Here is an 18,209-nt window from a genome sequence, read left to right on the forward strand (position 1 = left end):
CGGTTCCGCAGCGCCCCGATCAATGCGACTCCCGCATGACGCCGGGCCCGGTCGCGCCGGTCAGGAAGTCCAGGTCCGCGCCGCGCTCGGCCTGCTCGACGTGGTCGACGTACAGCCGCTCCCAGCCGCGGACCGGCGCCGCGTAGGCGGCCGTGGTCGCGGCGGAGGGACGGCGGGCCGCGAGGTCCTCGTCGGTCACCAGCAGCGTCAGCGTCCGCGCCGGGACGTCGAGCTCGATCAGGTCGCCGTCCTGCACCAGCCCGAGCGCGCCGCCGACCGCCGACTCCGGCGTGACGTGCAGCACGATCGTGCCGTAGGCCGTACCGCTCATCCGTCCGTCGCAGATCCGCACCATGTCGCGCACGCCCGCGTCGAGCAGGCGCTTCGGCAGCGGCATGTTCGCGACCTCGGGCATCCCCGGGTAGCCGCGCGGACCGCAGCCGCGCAGCACCAGCACCGAGTCCGCGGTGACGTCGAGCTCCGGCGAGTCGATCCGCGCGTGCATGTCCTCGACCGAGTCGAAGACGACCGCCGGACCGCGGTGCCGCAGCAGCGCCGCCGTGGCCGCGGCCGGCTTGATGATCGCGCCGGTCGGCGACAGGTTCCCGCGCAGCACGGCGATGCCGGCCGCGGGCAGCAGCGGCGCCTCGGCCGTGCGGATCACGTCGCGGTCCCAGACCTCGTGCCCCGGCAGCTCGTCGACGAAGGGCGTGCCGAGCACGGTCACCGCCGTCGGATCCAGCAGCGGCCGCACCTCGTTCATCACGGCGAGGAAGCCGCCCGCGCGGAACAGGTCCTCCATCAGATGCGCGCCGGCCGGCTGGAGGTTGACCAGCAGCGGGACGTCGGCGCCGATCCGGTCGAAGTCGTCGAGGTCGAGCTCGACGCCGAGACGGCCGGCGATCGCGAGCAGGTGCACCACGGCGTTCGTCGATCCGCCGATCGCGGCGAGCGCCACGATCGCGTTGTGGAACGCGGCCTTCGTCATCACGTCCGCCGGCGCGAGCTCCTCCGCCACCATCGCGACGACGCGGTTGCCCGTCGCGTGCGCGAACTGCAGCAGCCGGCTGTCCGAGGCGGGGACGCCCGCGACGCCGGGCAGCGTCATGCCGAGCGCCTCCGCGACGCAGGCCATCGAGGACGCGGTGCCCATCGTGTTGCAGTGCCCGCGGCTGCGGATCATCGAGGACTCGGACTGCACGAAGTAGTCGCTGTCGAGCGCGCCCGCCCGCACCTCCTCGCTCAGGCGCCAGACGTCGGTGCCGCAGCCGAGCGTGCTGCCGCGGAAGGTCCCGTTCAGCATCGGCCCGCCGGGCACCACGATCGCCGGGATCCCCACGCTGGCGGCGGCCATCAGCAGCGCCGGGATGGTCTTGTCGCAGCCGCCGAGCAGCACCAGGCCGTCGATCGGATTGGCGCGGAACAGCTCCTCCGCCGCCATCGCGACCATGTTGCGCCAGAGCATCGCGGTGGTCCGGACGGTCGTCTCGCCGAGCGAGATCACGGGCAGGTTGTAGGGGATCCCGCCGGCCTCGTAGACGCCGTTCTTCACGCTCTGCGCGACCTCGTCGAGGTGCGAGTTGCACGGCGAGAGGTCGGAGGCGGTGTTCGCGATCGCGATCTGCGGCCGGCCGTCGAAGGCGTGGTCGGGTGTGCCGCGGCGCATCCACGCCCGGTGCAGGTACGTGTTGCGGTCGTCGCCGCCGTACCACTGGGCGCTGCGGACGGCGCGGCCGGTGCGGATCACCGGGCCGAGGCCCGTGGGCCGGCCGGGGTTCTCGTCGTTCATCGGGGGACCGATCTGCCGTCGCGGCGGTGAGGGAGGCGGGCCAGGCCCGCGTCGGTGAGGTCGGCCGGGAGCGCGGAGGCCGGTGCCCCCTGGTAGGCGATCGGACGGAGGAAGCGCCGGATCGCGGTCGCGCCGACCGAGGTGTGCTGCGAGGTCGTGGCGGGCCACGGTCCGCCGTGGTGCTGGCCCCAGGTGACGCTGACACCGGTGGGCCAACCGCCGAAGACGACGCGGCCGGAGCGCTCGGCGAGGACGGCGACGAGCGCGCCGATGTCCTCGCCCGGCGCGCTGTGCACGGTGGCGGTCAGCGATCCGTCCAGGTGGGTGAGCGCGGTGAGCACCTCCTCCGGCGAGCGGTACTCGACCAGCAGCGTCAGCGGGCCGAAGCACTCCTCGAGCAGGACGTCGCTGTCCCGGACGAAGTCGTCGATCGTCGTCACGAGCACCACGGGCGTCGTCCCGTCGGCCTGTGCACCACGGGCGAGGACACGGACCCCGTCCGCCGACTGCAGCCGGCCGGCGGCCGCGGCGAAGGAGTCGGCGATCCGCTCGGTGAGCAGCACCGTCCCCGGCAGGCTCTCGACCCGCTCGGCCACCGCCTGGCGGAACGCGGGTCTCGATACGCGCTGCGCGCTGCTCGACCAGCATGCCCCGGTGCCGCCACCGGCCGGCACGAAGACCACGCCGGGCTTGGTGCAGAACTGCCCGCCGCCGAGCGTGAAGGAGGCGACGAGCGCCTCCGCGAGCGCCGACCCGCGCTCCTCGGCCGCGCCGGGCGTGATCACCACGGGGTTCACGCTGCCGAGCTCGCCGAAGAACGGGATCGGCTCGGCGCGCTCGGACATCGCGTCCATCAGCGCGGTCGCCCCCGGCAGCGAGCCGGTGAACGCCACCGCGCGCACCTCGGGCGCTGCGACCAGGACGAGCCCGGCCTCGCGCCCCTCCACGAGCTCGAAGGTCCCGCGCGGGGCGCCGGCCTCCTCGAGCGCCCGGTCGACCACCGCGGCCGTGCGCCGCGACAGCTCCGGATGCCCGGGGTGCGCCTTCACCAGCACCGGGCAGCCCGCGGCGAGCGCCGACGCGGTGTCGCCGCCGGCGACCGAGAAGGCGAACGGGAAGTTCGAGGCCGAGAAGACCGCGACCGGCCCGACCGGGCGGAGGAAGCGGCGGATCTCCTGCGAGCCGTCGCCGCCGATCGTGCCGGCGACGTCGATCGAGGCCTCCAGGTACGAGCCCTCCTCGAGCACGTCCGCGAAGAGCCGCAGCTGGCCGGTCGTGCGCGCCACCTCGCCCCGCAGCCGCTCGACGCCGAGGTGCGTCTCGGCCTCGGCCACCTCGACCAGCTCGTCGCGCGCCTCGTCGAGCCGCGCCGCGATCCGGGTGAGCCAGCCCGCCCGCTCCTGCCGCGAGGAGGCGAGCATCGCCGGAGTCGCGGCCGCCGCCGCCGCGACGCGCAGCTCGGTGAGCCGGGTCCCGGCCGCGGCCTGCACGCGCTCCTCGTCCGCCTCGATGCTCATCGCGGCACCACGAGCGCGATCGGGCCGCTCCCGGCCGACACCTCGACCTCGACAGACCTGCCGCCGGCGGTCACCCGGTAGCGCCCGGCGAAGCCAAGGAGCGGGACGCAGCCGTCCGCCCCGGTCCTCGCGGTCGTCTCCGCGTGCCACCACTCGCGGCGGATCAGGTCCTGCAGCGCGTCGTAGCCGGGCTTCCGGCTGCCGTCGCGGCGGAGCAGCCCGGAGGGCGCCCCGAGCCAGGCGCCGTCGTCGGTCAGCCCCCAGTAGGTCAGCGACTCGACCGCCGGATGCGCGAGGACGCTCCGGTAGTGCCGGACGAGCTCGTCCGCCTGCCGCGCCTCGCCCTCCTCGGTGCTCGGCCAGGAGTCGACCACGTAGTCGTTCAGGTCGCCGATCTCCGGCGGCATCAGGTCGCCCGAGAGCAGGGTCGTCTCCGTCATCTGCAGCGGCAGGCCGAAGCGGGAGAAGCGCTCGAGCACCTCGGCGATCCGGTCCTCGCCGCGGTAGCCCTGGTGCATGTGGGTCTGCAGGCCGATCGCGTCGATCGCGATCCCCGCGTCCAGGCACTCCTCGATCACGTGCTCGTACTCGCTGGAGAGGTCGAAGTCGTTGAGGACGAAGCGCCCGCCCGAGCCGACCGAGCGGGCCTCCTCGAACGCCAGCCGGATCATGCCGACCCGGCCGAGGCGCTGCGCGAGCCGGGTGATCGCGTTCTCCTCCGCCGTGAAGCGCGGCAGGATCACCGTCTCGTTGATCGCGTCCCAGACGTCGACGACCCCGGCGAAGTCGGCGACCTCGCGGCGGACCCGCGCGCGCAGCACCTCCTCCACCTCGGCGTCCTCGAGCGGCAGCAGCCACTCCGGCGCCAGCGTGTGCCAGACCAGCGGGTGGCCCTTCACCCGGACGCCGCGCGCGGCGAACCACTCGGCCGTCCGGCGCAGCCGCTCGGTCTCGGGGCGCCCGCGCTCGGGCTCGAACGCCCGCCAGTAGAAGGGCAGCGTCACCGTGTCGAAGACGCCGAGCCAGGCGTCGGCGAGCAGCTGCGGATCGGAGTCGACCCTGCCGCCGAAGAACTCCGAGGCGTCGCCGCCGGTGGAGAGCGGCGGGCCGCCCAGCCAGTCGAGGAAGTCGAAGCCGATGCTGCCGAAGCCGAACGCGTGCCGCAGCTGCTCGGTGGTCACCTCCACGCCGGCGACCGGCCGGCCCTGCTCGTCGACGACCCGGACGTCGGTCGTGAGGGTGCGCGCGCCGAGGTCAGCCACGCTCGCCCCGAGCGCCGGGGTACCAGTCGTCCAGCGTGTTCTCGGTGATCGCGATGAACACGTCGTCCGGGCGGACGCCCTCGGCCTCGAGCCGGCGGGCGACCGCCTCGAACATCGCGGCCTTGGTCTCCCTGTCGTACATGCGCACCATCAGGACGCGCACGTAGACCACGTCGCGGCGGTCGCCGCCGAGGTAGTGCGGGTCGGCGACGAGGTGGCTCGCGGGCAGCGGATGGATGACCTGGAAGCGGTCCTCCGCATCCATGCCCAGGCCCTCGACGAGGCCCGCGTTGACGGCCTCCGCGTAGGCGAACCGGGTCTCCTCGGGGACGGTGTCGGCGACTTCGATGGTGACGAGAGGCATCAGGCCCACGCTTCCTTGCTCACGCGCACATCGGCGCTGGTTCGTGCGGACTCCTCGATCGCGAGACCGAGGAGATGGTCCTGGCAGGCCTCGGCCAGCGGGTAGGGCGCGGGGCCGGCGTCGCGGGCCCACCGCCCGGTCGCCTCGAGGAGGTCGGCGACGGCGAGGTCGTCCTCGGACAGCCGGGTCCCGACCCACTCGTTCCGCCAGACGATCCGGCCCTCGAAGGAGGCGGTGACCACCTCGTTGCCCTCGAGGTTCATGTCGATGCCGGTGCGCCGGTAGGAGATCGGCGAGACGATCACGCCCTCCTCGGTGAGGTGGGTGACGCTGTCGTCGGCGATCTCGCCGAGCGAGCCGCGGATCACGATCCGCCGGCTGAGCAGCGGGTTCCACCACTGGTTGTCGACGAAGTCGTAGAGGCCCATCCGGCCGTCGCCGAAGTCGAGGGTGCCGATCGTCGTGGTCCGCGGCTCGGGCGACGGGTCCTCGCGCCAGCCGTCGAAGGTCAGCGGATCGGCCTGGGGCGCGGTGAAGGCGCGGGCGCTCACCACGGCCTCGGCCATGCCGGCGCCGAGGAAGCCGCGGATCAGGCTGGTCGCGTGGTACAGGTGCGTGGACGCGATCTGCACGGCGGTGGCCTGCCCGATCGCACCGCTCCGGACGACCGCCTGCCGCGCGGCGTGCCCGGGCATCAGCATGTACTGCTCCGCCACCTGCACCCGGGCCGAGGCGCCGAGCGCGCTCCACAGCTCGCGCAGCCCGTCGGCGGTCGGCGCGGGCGGGGTCTCCGCGAGCACCGGCACGCCGAGCTCCGCGAGCCGGATCGTCACGCCCGGCATCGACGGCCAGGAGACGGCGGCGATCACGAAGTCGGGCCGGTGGGCGAGGGCCTCCTCCAGTGTCCGGACGACGGGGGCGTCCCAGCGGGCGCTCATCCGCTCCTCGGCGGCGCTGGAGTTCGCCACGATCGCCACGGCGCGCAGCCGCTCGGGGGCGGTGCGGGCCAGTCGGAGGTAGAACTCGGAGCGCCAGCCGGTCCCCACCACCGCGAACGTCATCGGCTCAGTCATGTCGGACCTTCTCTCTGTCGGTACGGGGTCGTGCTCGATCGTGCCGTCGTGCTGCGGAGGGGATCGCGTCGTCGTCGCCGTCACGCCTGCGTCATCCCGCCGTCGACGACGAGCTCGGCGCCGGCGATGAAGCTCGACTCCGCGGTCGCCAGGAAGAGGACCGCCGAGGCGACCTCCTCGGGCCGGCCGATGCGGCCGACCGGGATCTGCGCGGCGACCGCCTGCTCGACCGCGGCCGAGCCTCCGGTGAACTTGTCGAAGCCGGCCGTGGCGATCGGGCCGGGGCTCACCGCGTTGGCGCGGATCCGCCGGTCGGCGAGCTCGGCCGTCAGCGTGCGAGCCAGCGAGCGCACGGCCGCCTTGGTCGCGTTGTAGACGGAGTGCCCGGGCCCGCCGTTGTGCCCGGCGATCGAGGAGACGAGGACGATGCGCCCGCCGTCCGCCATCGCCGGCACGATGCTCCGGGCGGTCAGGAAGGTGCCGCGGAAGTTGAGGTCGCTCACGTGGTCGAACATCTCCGGAGTGGTGTCGACGATCGGCGTCGCCTCCACGTCGCGCCCGGCGTTGAGGACCAGGACGTCGACGGCGCGGCCGTCCTCGCCGACGGCCCGCGCCAGCTCGTCCAGGTGCTCGAGCGTCGAGCCGTCGCCGACCACGGTGCGCACGGCGCCGCCGGTCTCCGCGCGCAGGGCCGCGGCGCGCTCCTCGCTCGTGCCGGTCGCGATCACGTCGGCCCCCTCGGCGACCAGGCGGAGCACGATCGCCCGCCCGATCCCCGCGGTGCCGGCGGTGACGACGGCGAGCGCCCCGTCCAGCCGGGCGCTCACTTGAGCGCCCCGGCGGCCAGGCCGCGCTCGAAGGAGCGCTGCAGCAGCAGGTACGCGACGATCACCGGGACCGCCGTGATCACCGAGGCGGCCAGGACCCCCGTCTGGTCGTTGGTGTACTGACTGGTGAAGAACGAGGGCAGCAGGGTCACCACCTGCTTGTCCGGGTCGTTCAGCATCAGCAGCGGCAGCAGGAACGCGTTCCAGCTGTTGATCAGCGTGAGCACCACGATCGCGCCGGCGATCGGCCGGGTCAGCGGCAGGACGATGTACCAGAAGACCTTGACGATGCTCGCCCCGTCGACGCGGCCGGCGTCCATCAGCTCGGTCGGGATCCCGGCGAAGAAGCTCCGGGCCAGCAGGACCGTGAACGGCACCTGCAGCGCGGCCAGCGGCAGGATCACCGCGATCAGCTGGTTGTAGACGTCGAGCGTCGACGCCGTGACGAACAGCGGCGTCAGCAGCACCGCCTCCGGCATGGTCAGCGCCGCGATCAGCAGCCAGAACCACACCTCCTTGCCGCGGATGCGGAGCTTGGCGAAGCCGAAGGCCGCCAGCATCGTGAGGACGTAGACGATCGCGACGGTCGAGACCGCGACGATGATCGTGTTCCGGAAGTAGGTGGGGACGACGCCGGTCGCGAAGACCTTGCCGTAGTTGCCCCAGCCGGCGCCGGCCAGCGAGCCCTGCACCATCGCGACGAGCGCGAAGAGGAACGGGAGGACGATGACGGTCGCGAGCAGCTGCACGCCGATGCGCGAGCGGACCGTGCGGAGTTCGAACACGTCGGGCCTCAGCTCTCGTCGGCGCGGCGCCGCAGGTTCATCAGGACGCCGCCGCCGACGGCGAGGACGAGGAGGGCGATCGAGATCGCGGCCGCGTAGCCGAAGTGCTTCTCCGCGACCATGGTCTGGTAGATGTACGTGCCGAGGAACTCGGTCGCGTGGTTCGGGCCGCCCTTGGTCACCAGGTACGGCACATCGAAGGTCTTCAGCGCCCCGATGATCCCCAGCGTGGCGAGCGCGATCGTCGTGCCCTTGCACAGCGGCCAGACGATCGCGACGAGGGTGCGCAGGTTGCTCGCCCCGTCGATCCGGGCCGCCTCGAGGATCTCCGGCTCGATCTGCGCCATCGCGGCGTAGAAGAGGATGAAGGTGAGTCCCGTCCACTGCCAGACGGTGACGGCCATCACGACCGGCATCGCCGTGGCCGGATCCGCGAGCCACGGGTGGGCGAGCCCGCCCAGCCCGACGCCGCGCAGCAGCTGGTTGAACTGCCCGTCGACGTCGAAGATCGAGCGGAAGACGGGCGCCATCGACGCCGGAGCGAGGACGGTCGGCACGAAGATGAGCACCTTGTAGAGCGGCGCCAGGGCGATCCGCGAGTGCATGATCGCCGCGAAGGTGAAGCCGACCGCCGTCTGCACCGCGAAGGTGACGACGAAGAAGACCGCCGTGTGCCCGATCGCGCCCCAGAACACGCGGTCCTGGAACATCTGCACGAAGTTGTCCGCGCCCACCGACTCCGACGGGCTCAGGATGAACCCGTTCCAGTCGAGCGTCGAGACGTAGCCCGTGTAGCCGATGGCGAAGTAGATCATCCCCAGCACGAGGACGATCGCCGGGAGGATCCAGATCATCCCGGGCCCGAGGAGCATCCGCTTCCGCCGGCGCTGCGGGGCGGGCTCCACGCCTCGAGCGGCGCGGTCGGGCGCTCCCGCCCCGGATCTCGCGATGGCCGTTGTCATCTCAGCTCCCTTGCCTGATGCCCGTCGCGGGCGGCCCGATCGGCCGCCCGCGACGTGGGTTCGGTCCTACTTCTGGTCGTCGACGACGGACTGCAGACCCTGGAGGGCCTGGTCGATGTCCGTGTCCCCGGAGGCGACGCCGATCAGCGCGTCCCGGAAGGCGGTGTTGAGATCCGCGCTGACCGTCGCGAAGCGCGGGTCGGTCGCGGCGCTCGCCGTCGCCGTGTACTCCTTCAGCGCGTCCAGCTGCGCGTCCGGCGCGACGAGGTCGATGCCGTCCCAGTCGGGCTGCACCCCCGCCAGCGACGGGATGTCGTTCAGCGTGTTCGCGACGGCGGTCTGACCGGCCTCGGAGGTGGTCAGCCAGACGGCGAAGGTGGTCGCCGCGGCCTGCGCGTCGGACTTGGTGCTCACGGCGAGGCCGTAGTCCGCGTCGCCGAACATCTGGCCGACGTCCCCGGTGCCCGCGACGTCCGGGAACTGGATCGGCACCATGGTGAACGGCTCGGGGTCGGCGACTCCGGCGGCCTCCATCGCGGTGATCATCGAGTCGCGGACGGTGTACTGGGTGTACCAGCTGCCCATCATCACCATCGCGTACTTCTCGGACATGAAGGCGTTGTTGGCGTCCGGGTACTGCTGCAGGCCGATCGCGCCCTCCTGCATGATCCCGTCGTCGAAGAGGTCCTTCCAGATCTGCATGCCCTGCTCGAAGGCGGGATCCGTGTAGTCCATCTCGCCCGCGGCGGCCTTGGCGTAGGCGCCGGGCTCGATGTTCTGCATGATCGCCTCGAAGGTGTCCATGTCGAAGGCCCACTGGCCGGCGCCCTGGACGAAGCAGCCCTTGCCGGCCGCCTCGAGGGTCTGGCAGACCTGCACCCACTCGTCGTAGGTGGTGGGCGCGGTGACGCCGACCTCGTCGAGCATGTCCTGGTTGACCCAGATGCTGCCGGAGTAGACGGCGCCGGCGGAGAGGCCGACCACCTTGTCGTCGACGGCGAGGCCCTCGACGCCCGAGGCGGCCAGCTTGTCCTGCCAGTCCGCGCCGAGCTCCTCCTCGACGGCGGGGCCGAGGTCGATGGCGCCGGCCTGGAAGGTCTCGACGCCGCCGTTGGCCGAGCCCGGCGCGACGTTGAAGACGTCCGGTCCGTCGGCCGACGTGATGGCCGGGCCGAGCACCGAGTCGTAGCTGTCGATCGGCTTCGAGACGAACTCCACCTCGATGTCCGGGTACTCCTCGTTGAACGAGGCGATCAGCTTGTCCGCCAGCGGCTTGTCCGGGGTCCAGCCCCACCAGGTGATCGAGCCCTCGGTGGCGGAGCCGGGATCGCTCGAGGCTCCTCCCCCGCCGCCGCTGCAGGCGGTGAGCGAGACCGCCAGGACACCGGCCGCGACGAGCGCGGCCCTCCTCGGCCAACCGAACGTCTTCTTCGACATCGCGCTACTCCTTCGCTCCGCGTCGTCGCGGAGTGTCCGTGGATCGAGGTGCGGCGCCGCCTCCTCGGGCGACTCGCAAAACTTGCTTGCAACTTACTGCGCAAGTTGCGCACGAGTTGCAGTGTAAAGTGACGAGGACCGAGAGGTCAAGACCTCGGGAGCTGAGCAGGAAGGCGGTGTCGCATGACGGAATCCGGCGCAACTCTCGCGCAAATCGCCGAGGCGGCGGGTGTTTCCATCCCCACGGTGTCCCGCGTCCTCAACGGCAAGCCCGGCATCTCGGCCCCCAAGCGGCACGAGATCGAGCGCCTCATCGAGGACCACGGCTATGCGCGACGCAAGGCCAAGCGATCCGCGACGCTGATCGACTTCGTCGTCTCCAGCCTCGAGACGCAGTGGGCGACGGAGCTGCTCCGCGGCGCCCAGGCGGAGGCCTCGCGGTCGGGCGTCGACCTGGTGCTCAACGTCACCCACGACGGCGGGGCCGGCGCGCCCGACTGGATCGACCGCATCGCCTCCCGCGGCTCGGACGGCATCGTGCTCGTGGTGTCGGACCTCACGGCGGAGGCGCGCGAACGGCTCGGGAAGCTGAAGGTGCCGGTCGTCGCCATCGATCCGCAGGGCAGCGACACGGAGTCGTTCGCGACCGTGTCGGCCACCGACTGGGTCGGCGGCCGGGAGGCGACGGAGCACCTGCTCGCGCTCGGCCACCGGCGCATCGGCTTCGTCACCGGCCCGATGGAGCTCGAGTGCCACCAGGACCGCCTGGACGGCTTCACCAGCGCGCTCGGCCGCGCCGGCGTCGAGCCCGCGAAGGAGCTCGTCCGGAACGGCGACTCGCTGATCAGCGGCGGCGTGCGCTTCGGCGGCGAGCTGCTCGATCTGCCGGAGCGGCCCACCGCGATCATCAGCGGCTCCGACGAGCAGGCCTACGGCGTCTACCTCGCGGCCCGCGACCGCGGCCTCCGCGTCCCCGAGGACCTCTCCGTCGTCGGCTTCGACGACGTCGACCTCTGCCGCTGGGTCAGCCCGCAGCTGACCACCGTCCGCCAGCCCCTCGCGAGCATGGCCTCCGAGGCGACCCGCCTCCTGCTCAAGCTCGCGGCCGGCGACCCCGTCGACACCCCCACCGTCCGCCTCGCCTCCACCCTCATCGTCCGCGAGTCCACGGCCGCCCCGGCCGCCTGACGCCCGCCCCGCCGTGCCGCCCGAGGAGCGCCCGCTGGGCGCGCCCCTTTTTCATGCTGATCGAGTAGCCCGCTCGCGGGCGTATCGAGATCCACCCCCCTGCAGACCTCGGGTCTCGATACGCCGCTCCGCGCCTACTCGACCAGCATGAACGCGCCGCACCCGCACTCACGCCGATCGCGCAGCGCCCGCCGGGCACCCGCTCCCCTGCCGATCGCGCAGCACCCGCAGACCATCCGCTTCCTGCCGATCGCGCAACGGCCGCAGGGCACCGCCCTCCTGCTGATCGAGTAGCGCCCGGAGGGCGCGTATCGAGATCCACCACCGCAGGACCCCCCGCCGTCAGCGCCGCCCCGGACGACGAGAGGGGGCGGCGACCCCGGGCGCACCCGGAGCCACCGCCCCCTCCATCGCCCCGGTCACCCGGAGCCGGTCGTCCTACTTCCCGGAGCCGCGGTACGCGACCGGGAAGGTCTCCTGCGTCCCGTCGGGCGCCGTCGCGGTCACCCGGACGGAGCCGGCGGGCACCCGCGAGAGGTGGGTGTCGAGCGACACGCTCCTCGACTGCCCCTCGGCCAGCGAGGTCACCTTCAGCGCTCCGAACGGCGTCGGGATGCTCAGCCGCACGGCGGTGCTCCCGCTGTTCGTCGCCGTCGCCGTCAGGACCACCGATCCGTTGCGCTTCGTGCTGGTGATCGTCACGTCGACGTCCACCTCGGTCGCCGGGGCGACCACGGTGACTGCGGGCAGGACGCTGCTGACGCCCCCGGCCGTCGCGGTGATCGCGACGGCGCCGGTGCCGGGACCTGCGGTGGCCGCGGGGAGCGCCGTGGAGCCGTCGGCGCCGGTCGCGATGGTCGCCGTCGTGCCGCCGTCGGCGAAGCGGGCCGGTCCGTCGAGGGTGAACGCGACGTCCGTCCCCGCGACGGGAGCGCCCGCGGCGTTGGTCGCCGTGACACCGAGCCCGGTGATCGCGTCACCGGTCTCGACGGTCTGCGCCGCTCCGGTCGCGGTGAGTGCGGTGACCGCAGCCGGGTCGGTGAACATCGAGCGGCTGAGCGGCGTGACCGTCAGGCTCTCCACCCGCGCCGTGCCCCCGGTGGCGAGGAGCGAGACGCCCTCGCTGCCGGCGTCGGGGAAGATCTGGTCGGTGATCGTCGCGATCCCGCCCTGGGCGAACGTCTCCACCGAGGCGGTGTCGACGTACAGCTCGAGGTGCAGCTTCCCGTCCTCGAGGGCCACGGGGGCGGTCTCGACCGAGGGGAAGTCGGCGTCGAAGCCGACGTCGCCCGAGCGGGTCCGGTCGACGCTCAGCTGACCGGACGCGACGTCGTAGGTGATCGGCGTGCGCTGGCTCCCGTCGGCCGAGTTGCGGACCGAGAGGCCGAACGAGTCGGCGTCCCCGGCGCTGAGCACGGCGTCGAGCTTGTAGACGCTGCCCTCGGCCGCCGCGGGCAGCGCGGTCTCGCCTTCGGCGATGTCCGTCGCTCCGAGCGTGAACGCGTTCTCCGTCTGCTCGAGTCCGGCCGTCTGGTCGACGACCTTCTGCACGAGCTTCGGCGCGCCGTCGACCGTCTGCAGGGCGAGCTCACGCGGCAGGGCCATGGCCCCGCGCCACTGGCCGGTGGGGATCGCCTCGCCGTACTGCCAGTTGTTCATCCACGCGATCATGATGCGCTTGTCGTCGGGCGCGTTGTCGAAGGTGACTCCCGCGTAGTAGTCGCGGCCCCAGTCGAGCCAGTCGTAGTCGACCAGGCGGCTCTGCGCCGGCTCGTCGGCGAGCATGAACTGGTCGGCGAGGATGTGGCCCCAGCCGGCGCGGTTGTTGTCGACGACCTGGAGGTGCGCGGTGCGGCCGGCCAGGTCGGCGACGTCCCAGCTCGTCCAGTCCAGCGTCTCGCTGTCGCTGCCGGTCGCGGTGCGGACGATCTCGCCGTCGACGACGAGGTTCACGCTCGTCTCGTTCGAGCGGACCTGCGCCGCGGTGTCGGCGAGGACGACGTGGTCGACCGTCAGGTGACCCCAGCCGCCGGTCGCGTCGTCGACGACGACGATCCGCGCCGCCTTCCCCTGGTACGCGGAGACGTCCCAGCTCTTCCAGTTCAGGGCGCCGTCGTTCGTGCCGGCGGTGGTCCGCACGACCTCGCCGTCGACGACGAGCTGGACCTCGAGGGTCTGCGGGTCGCCCTCGGGGCGGAAGCCGCCGCCGACGAGCATGCTCAGGTGGCTCTTGTCGATCGTGAACTCCGGCGAGGTCAGGGTGCCGAGGTTGTCGTCGCCCTTCGGCCCGCCGTCGAAGGTGTTGATCCGCTTCTGGCCGAGGAAGAACTCGCCGCCGCTGGTCGAGGGGTTGGTGCCGTCGGCGAGGTCGCCGGTCACGGTCCAGCCGTTGTCTGCCAGGCCCTGCTGGTCCGGGTACTCGAAGCCGTCGAAGAGCAGCTCGCTCCCGGCGGGCGGGTCGTTGGCGAGCTGCGTGCCGTCGACGTGCGGGTGGTTGCCGCCGCCGACGAGGAAGTTCAGGTGGTCCTGGTCCACGGTGAAGTCGGGCGACTCCATCGAGCCGACCGGCCAGTCGCCGTCGTTGAAGCCGTTGATGAGCCCCGTTCCGGCGAAGCCCGTGACCGTCTGCTGGCCGTCGATCGGACCGGTGGCGGGGGCGGCGCCGAAGGGCCCGTTCTTCCAGTTGCCGGGCTCGTTGCTCACGGTCCAGCCGTTGTAGGTCCCGTCGTCGAACCCGGCGAGGGTCGTGCCCTCGGGCAGGGTGTCGGAGCCGACGGTCGACTCGGAGGTGAAGGTGGTGCCGTCGAAGTCGCCGACGAAGTACTGCCCGCCGGAGCCGCCGCCCACCGCGCCCGGGTTGAGGTTGACGACCATCACCCACTTGATGTTCGAGGGGTCGCCGTCGACCGCCAGCGGGAAGAGGTCGGGGCACTCCCAGACGCCGCCGGTCGCGTTGGCGGGGCCGAACTCGCTGAGCTCGGTCCAGTTCCGCAGGTCCGTCGACTTGTGCAGCAGGACCTTGTGGTCGTCCGCCTCCACGGTGACGACGACCCAGTAGGAGGACTCCGGGGTGCCGCCGTCATACCAGAACATGTGCGGGTCGCGGAAGTCGTTCTGGTCGCGGTCGATGACGGGGTTGCCGTCGTACTTCGTCCAGGTCTGCCCGGCGTCGGTGCTGTAGGCGAGGGCCTGCGCCTGCTCCCCCGTCTTGTACGCCGCGGTGTACATCGCGACCAGGGGCGGGTTCTCGGCGGTGCCGAACCCGGAGGTGTTGTCCTTGTCGACGACGATCGAGCCGGAGAAGATGTCCGACTCCGCGTCGCCCGGGATGGCGAGCGGCTGCTCGGTCCAGTGCGTCAGGTCGGTGCTGGTGGCGTGGCCCCAGCTCATGTTGCCCCAGCGCGTGCCCTGCGGGTTGTACTGGTAGTAGAGGTGGTAGACGCCCTCGTAGTAGACGAGACCGTTGGGGTCGTTCATCCAGTTCTGGGCGGGTGAGTAGTGGATCGCGGGCCGGTAGGCCTCGGAGGCGGGGTCGGCCACCGCGGCCGACGCGGCGGGGACGGAGAGGCCGCCGCCGACCAGGCAGAGGGCCGCCGCGACGGCGACGACGCCGCCGGCGCGACGCGGCCGGGGCTGGGAGGAACGGGGAGATAGCACTGAGGTACGCCCTTCGTTGCGCGTGTCACCCGAGGTGACAACGTTGTCAATGTGGGGGCGAATCTACGGACTGTCCTCCGGACAATTCAAGGGCTCCTGCGAAAGTCATCAGCCGGCGATGGTGAGCCGGTCAGCCGGGAACCGCAGGAGGGCCCCGCGGGCGCGGCAGGTGACCGCCGCGATCCGCATGCAGTCGTCGAGCATCGCGGCGGCGTCGGCCGCCACAGCGGGGACGCCCCGCCGGAGGATCGACGAGACGGCGGCCGCCAGGCAGGCGTCGCCGGCGCCCATCGTGTCGATCACGGGCCGCGGATCGGAGGCGATCGGCGCGTCGGCCGCCGTCCCGTCCTCGAGGTGCAGGCTCGCACCCTGCGCTCCGCGCGTGGCGAGCACGGTCCGGGTGCCCGCACTGCGCAGCTGCGCGACGACCGCGCCCAGCGGTTCGCCGTGCAGCAGTGCGACGTCGTCGTCGCCGATCTTGACCAGGAGCGACCGCTCCGCCAGCCGCTCGAAGCCGCGGCGGAAGCGCCCCGCGTCGGCGAGCATCCCCGAGCGCGGGTTCGGATCGAGGACGAGGCGCTCCCGGGGGCGGGCGACGGCCGCGAGCAGCTCCTCCGCCTGCTCCTCGTCGTCGAAGGGGAAGCAGCTGACCACGACGAGGGCGGCCGCGTCGAGGACCGCGCGCTCGCGGGCGCCGAAGCGGATCCGCCGGTGGCGGGCGGCGTCGTTGAAGACGTAGTGCGGCTCGCCGTCGACGCGCTCGCTGATCGCGACCGAGGTGCCGAGCGGACCGACGGTGGGCACGAGCTCCACCCCGTGCTCCGCGGTCGCGGCGCGGATCGCGGCGCCGTCCTCGTCGTCGCCGATCATCGCGAGCAGCTGGACGCGGTGGCCGAGCAGGGCGAGACCGACGGCGACGTTGTAGGCGGCGCCGCCGAGGAAGCGCTGCTCGCCGGACTCGTCGCGGAGCACGTCGATCAGGGCGTCGCCGAGGACGACGACGGCCGGCTCGGACACGGACTTCGCGGACACGGACGACTCAGACATGGACGGGGACCTCTCCGGAGCCGCGGGCGATCAGCGTGGTGGGGATGACGAAGGTCTGGGCCGGCTCGTCCTCCCCGTCCAGGCGCAGGAAGACGCGCTCCGCGGCGGTCCGCCCCATCAGGCCGGGGTTCTGCGCGATGACGGAGACGGCGGGATGCAGCAGCTCGGCGAGCGGGATGTCGTCGAAGCCGATCAGCGCGACGCGGCCGTGCTCCTGGCGGCGGCGCAGAGCCGCGAGGACGCCGATGGTGACGAGGTTCTGCCCGCCGATGATCGCGGTCGGCGGCGTCCCCTGCGCCAGCAGCTCGGTCGCCATCTCCTCGGCCGCGTGCTCGTCGTGGGCGCCGTGGCGGACGAAGCCGGGGAGCACGGGGAGGCCGCGCCGCGCCATCTCCTCGAGGAAGCCGCGCTCGCGCTCACGGGCCGTGAAGATCTCGGGCCGGTCGCCGAGGAAGGCGATGCGCTCGTGGCCGAAGGAGGCCAGATGGCCGACGGCGCGCGCGATCCCGGCGGCGTTGTCGGTGATCACGGCGTCGGCCGTGATTCCGGTGGGGACGCGGTCGACGAACACCGCGGGGGTGCCGCGGTCGATCTCGACGCCGAGGTAGGCCTGACTGGGGGCCACCGTGGTGAGGATCAGCCCGTCGACGCGGCGCGAGACGAACGCGTTCACCGACGACCGCTCGCGGGCCGGGTCGTCGTCGAGGCTGGAGGCGAAGACCGCGACGCCGCGCTCGTTCGCGAGGTCCTCGACGGCGCGGTGCACTGCGCCGGAGAAGGGGTTCGCGACGCTGCCCACCAGCAGGCCCAGCGTGTTCGTGCGCCCGTTGGAGCGCCGCAGGTTCCCGGCGTGCAGGTCGGGCTGGTACTGCAGCTGCCGCGCCGCGGCCTGCACGCGCTCGATGGTGGCGGCCGAGACGTTCGGCTCCCCGTTGACGACGCGCGACACCGTCTTGATGCCGACTCCGGCGAGGGCGGCGACGTGCTTCATGGTGGGGCGGCGACCGGAGGCGACGGCGTCGCGGGGTCCTGACATCGATGTCACGGTGTCGTCTCACTTCCTCGGGGATGACTTGACCTTAGCTGTGAGAACACGATAGACCTTCCCGTGACATCGTTGTCGGGAGGAAGCTCCCGCCCTATGAACAGGACTTTCAATGACGAACCGCTCCCCTCGCTTCAACCGGTACCTCGGCCTCGGCTCGGTCGCGATCCTCGCGGCCCTGGGCATGACCGCCTGCTCCAGCTCCGGCTCCTCCGACGCCGGCTCGACCGCTGACAGCGGCGACGGCGTGGGCGTCACCCTCATCGTCAAGACCACCACGAACCCCTTCTTCGTCGCGATGGAGGACGGCGCCAAGGAGGCGGCCACCACCGCCGGCGTGAACCTCACGCTCGCCGCGGGCAAGGAGGACGGCGACGAGGACACCCAGATCCAGGCCATCGAGAACGCGATCTCGAAGGGCGACAAGGGCATCCTGATCACGCCCAACGGCCCCTCGGTCGTCGACGCCATCGCGAAGGCCCGCGACGCCGGCCTGTTCGTGATCGCCCTCGACACCGCGCCCGACCCGGCCGACGCCGTCGACATCACCTTCGCCACCGACAACTTCACCGCCGGCGAGTCGATCGGGAAGTGGACCGCTGCGCAGCTCGACGGCGAGAAGGCGACCATCGCGATGCTCGACCTGTTCGACGACAAGGTCGTCTCGGTCGACTACAACCGCGACCAGGGCTTCCTCACCGGCATGGGCATCGACGTCGCGGACGAGGAGGTCAACGGCGACGAGGAGAAGACCGGCAGCTACAGCGGCGGCGACTACGAGATCGTCGGCAACGAGGCCACCCAGGGCGCCGAGGACGGCGGCCGCACCGCCATGGAGACGCTCCTCTCCAAGAACCCCGACATCAACGTCGTCTACACGATCAACGAGCCCGCCGCCTACGGCGCGTACCAGGCCCTCCAGGCCGCGGGCAAGGAGAAGGACGTCCTGCTCGTCTCGATCGACGGCGGCTGCGCCGGCGTGAAGAACGTGGCGGAGGGCCTGATCGGCGCGACCGCGCAGCAGTACCCCGTGAAGATGGCCCAGCTGGGCGTCGAGGCGATCGCGCAGCTCGCGAAGGACGGCACCGAGCCCAGCACCAGCGAGGGCCTGGACTTCTTCGACACCGGCTCGCAGCTCGTCACCGACACCCCGGTCGACGGCCTGGACAGCATCAGCTCCGACGACGCCGCCGGGATCTGCTGGGGCGAGTAGCCCGACGCGGGGCGCTCCGGCGCCCCGCCCTCCCCCTTCCGCT

At 72.3% G+C, this 18,209-nt stretch carries 15 protein-coding genes; 3 read left to right on the forward strand and 12 right to left on the reverse strand.

The window, feature by feature from the left end; translation table 11 throughout:
• Positions 1 to 19: 19 nt before the first annotated feature.
• The 9 genes from C1I64_RS14020 to C1I64_RS14060 all read right to left on the reverse strand — a co-directional run bounded on the left by C1I64_RS14020 (position 20) and on the right by C1I64_RS14060 (position 10,016).
• Positions 20 to 1,789 (reverse strand): IlvD/Edd family dehydratase, encoded by a 1,770-nt coding sequence (locus C1I64_RS14020; protein WP_127887610.1) that lies wholly within the window; start codon positions 1,787 to 1,789, stop codon positions 20 to 22.
• Positions 1,786 to 3,306 carry an aldehyde dehydrogenase (NADP(+)) gene (locus C1I64_RS14025; RefSeq protein WP_127887611.1) on the reverse strand — a complete coding sequence of 507 codons (1,521 nt, stop codon included), beginning with the start codon at positions 3,304 to 3,306 and terminating at the stop codon, positions 1,786 to 1,788. Before C1I64_RS14025 ends, C1I64_RS14020 begins: the two co-directional genes overlap by 4 nt.
• The gene (locus tag C1I64_RS14030; RefSeq protein WP_127887612.1) at positions 3,303 to 4,568 is read right to left on the reverse strand and encodes an endo-1,4-beta-xylanase; all 1,266 of its coding nucleotides are present in this window, start codon (positions 4,566 to 4,568) and stop codon (positions 3,303 to 3,305) included. Before C1I64_RS14030 ends, C1I64_RS14025 begins: the two co-directional genes overlap by 4 nt.
• Positions 4,561 to 4,932 (reverse strand): tautomerase family protein, encoded by a 372-nt coding sequence (locus C1I64_RS14035; RefSeq protein WP_127887613.1) that lies wholly within the window; start codon positions 4,930 to 4,932, stop codon positions 4,561 to 4,563. The genes C1I64_RS14030 and C1I64_RS14035 overlap by 8 nt, the downstream gene beginning before the upstream one ends.
• Positions 4,932 to 6,005, reverse strand: coding sequence for a Gfo/Idh/MocA family protein (locus C1I64_RS14040; RefSeq protein WP_127887614.1), 1,074 nt, complete (start codon positions 6,003 to 6,005; stop codon positions 4,932 to 4,934). Before C1I64_RS14040 ends, C1I64_RS14035 begins: the two co-directional genes overlap by 1 nt.
• An 80-nt stretch (positions 6,006 to 6,085) precedes the next feature.
• Complete coding sequence (locus tag C1I64_RS14045) at positions 6,086 to 6,832, reverse strand: SDR family NAD(P)-dependent oxidoreductase (protein ID WP_127887615.1); 747 nt, start codon at positions 6,830 to 6,832, stop codon at positions 6,086 to 6,088.
• Positions 6,829 to 7,617: a carbohydrate ABC transporter permease gene (locus C1I64_RS14050; protein ID WP_123446885.1), complete on the reverse strand. Its 789-nt coding sequence runs from the start codon at positions 7,615 to 7,617 to the stop codon at positions 6,829 to 6,831. Before C1I64_RS14050 ends, C1I64_RS14045 begins: the two co-directional genes overlap by 4 nt.
• An 8-nt stretch (positions 7,618 to 7,625) precedes the next feature.
• Complete coding sequence (locus C1I64_RS14055; RefSeq protein WP_208645134.1) at positions 7,626 to 8,579, reverse strand: carbohydrate ABC transporter permease; 954 nt, start codon at positions 8,577 to 8,579, stop codon at positions 7,626 to 7,628.
• Positions 8,580 to 8,645: 66 nt separating this feature from the next.
• On the reverse strand, positions 8,646 to 10,016 hold the full coding sequence (locus C1I64_RS14060) for an ABC transporter substrate-binding protein (protein ID WP_127887616.1): 1,371 nt from the start codon (positions 10,014 to 10,016) through the stop codon (positions 8,646 to 8,648).
• A 183-nt stretch (positions 10,017 to 10,199) separates the two neighbouring features.
• On the opposite strand from C1I64_RS14060, the gene C1I64_RS14065 reads away from it, so the two are divergent.
• Both C1I64_RS14065 and C1I64_RS20170 read left to right on the forward strand, forming a co-directional pair.
• Positions 10,200 to 11,204 carry a LacI family DNA-binding transcriptional regulator gene (locus C1I64_RS14065; RefSeq protein WP_123446887.1) on the forward strand — a complete coding sequence of 335 codons (1,005 nt, stop codon included), beginning with the start codon at positions 10,200 to 10,202 and terminating at the stop codon, positions 11,202 to 11,204.
• Positions 11,205 to 11,351: 147 nt separating this feature from the next.
• On the forward strand, positions 11,352 to 11,498 hold the full coding sequence (locus C1I64_RS20170) for a hypothetical protein (RefSeq protein WP_164874554.1): 147 nt from the start codon (positions 11,352 to 11,354) through the stop codon (positions 11,496 to 11,498).
• Positions 11,499 to 11,642: 144 nt separating this feature from the next.
• Here C1I64_RS20170 and C1I64_RS14070 read toward each other — a convergent pair whose 3' ends face one another.
• The 3 genes from C1I64_RS14070 to C1I64_RS14080 all read right to left on the reverse strand — a co-directional run bounded on the left by C1I64_RS14070 (position 11,643) and on the right by C1I64_RS14080 (position 16,944).
• A complete protein-coding gene (locus C1I64_RS14070; protein ID WP_341867834.1) occupies positions 11,643 to 14,861 on the reverse strand; it encodes a GH32 C-terminal domain-containing protein in 3,219 nt (1,072 codons plus the stop codon).
• A 108-nt stretch (positions 14,862 to 14,969) separates the two neighbouring features.
• Positions 14,970 to 15,908 (reverse strand): PfkB family carbohydrate kinase, encoded by a 939-nt coding sequence (locus tag C1I64_RS14075; protein WP_244209487.1) that lies wholly within the window; start codon positions 15,906 to 15,908, stop codon positions 14,970 to 14,972.
• The gene (locus C1I64_RS14080) at positions 15,901 to 16,944 is read right to left on the reverse strand and encodes a LacI family DNA-binding transcriptional regulator (protein WP_243587837.1); all 1,044 of its coding nucleotides are present in this window, start codon (positions 16,942 to 16,944) and stop codon (positions 15,901 to 15,903) included. Before C1I64_RS14080 ends, C1I64_RS14075 begins: the two co-directional genes overlap by 8 nt.
• Positions 16,945 to 17,065: 121 nt before the next feature.
• Between C1I64_RS14080 and C1I64_RS14085 the strand changes: the two genes are divergently transcribed.
• Entirely contained in the window at positions 17,066 to 18,166 is a 1,101-nt protein-coding gene (locus C1I64_RS14085) for a substrate-binding domain-containing protein (protein ID WP_123446890.1), read from the forward strand.
• Positions 18,167 to 18,209 lie beyond the last annotated feature (43 nt).

The sequence above is a fragment of the Rathayibacter festucae DSM 15932 genome, assembly GCF_004011135.1.
GTDB classification, from domain to species: Bacteria; Actinomycetota; Actinomycetes; order Actinomycetales; family Microbacteriaceae; genus Rathayibacter; species Rathayibacter festucae.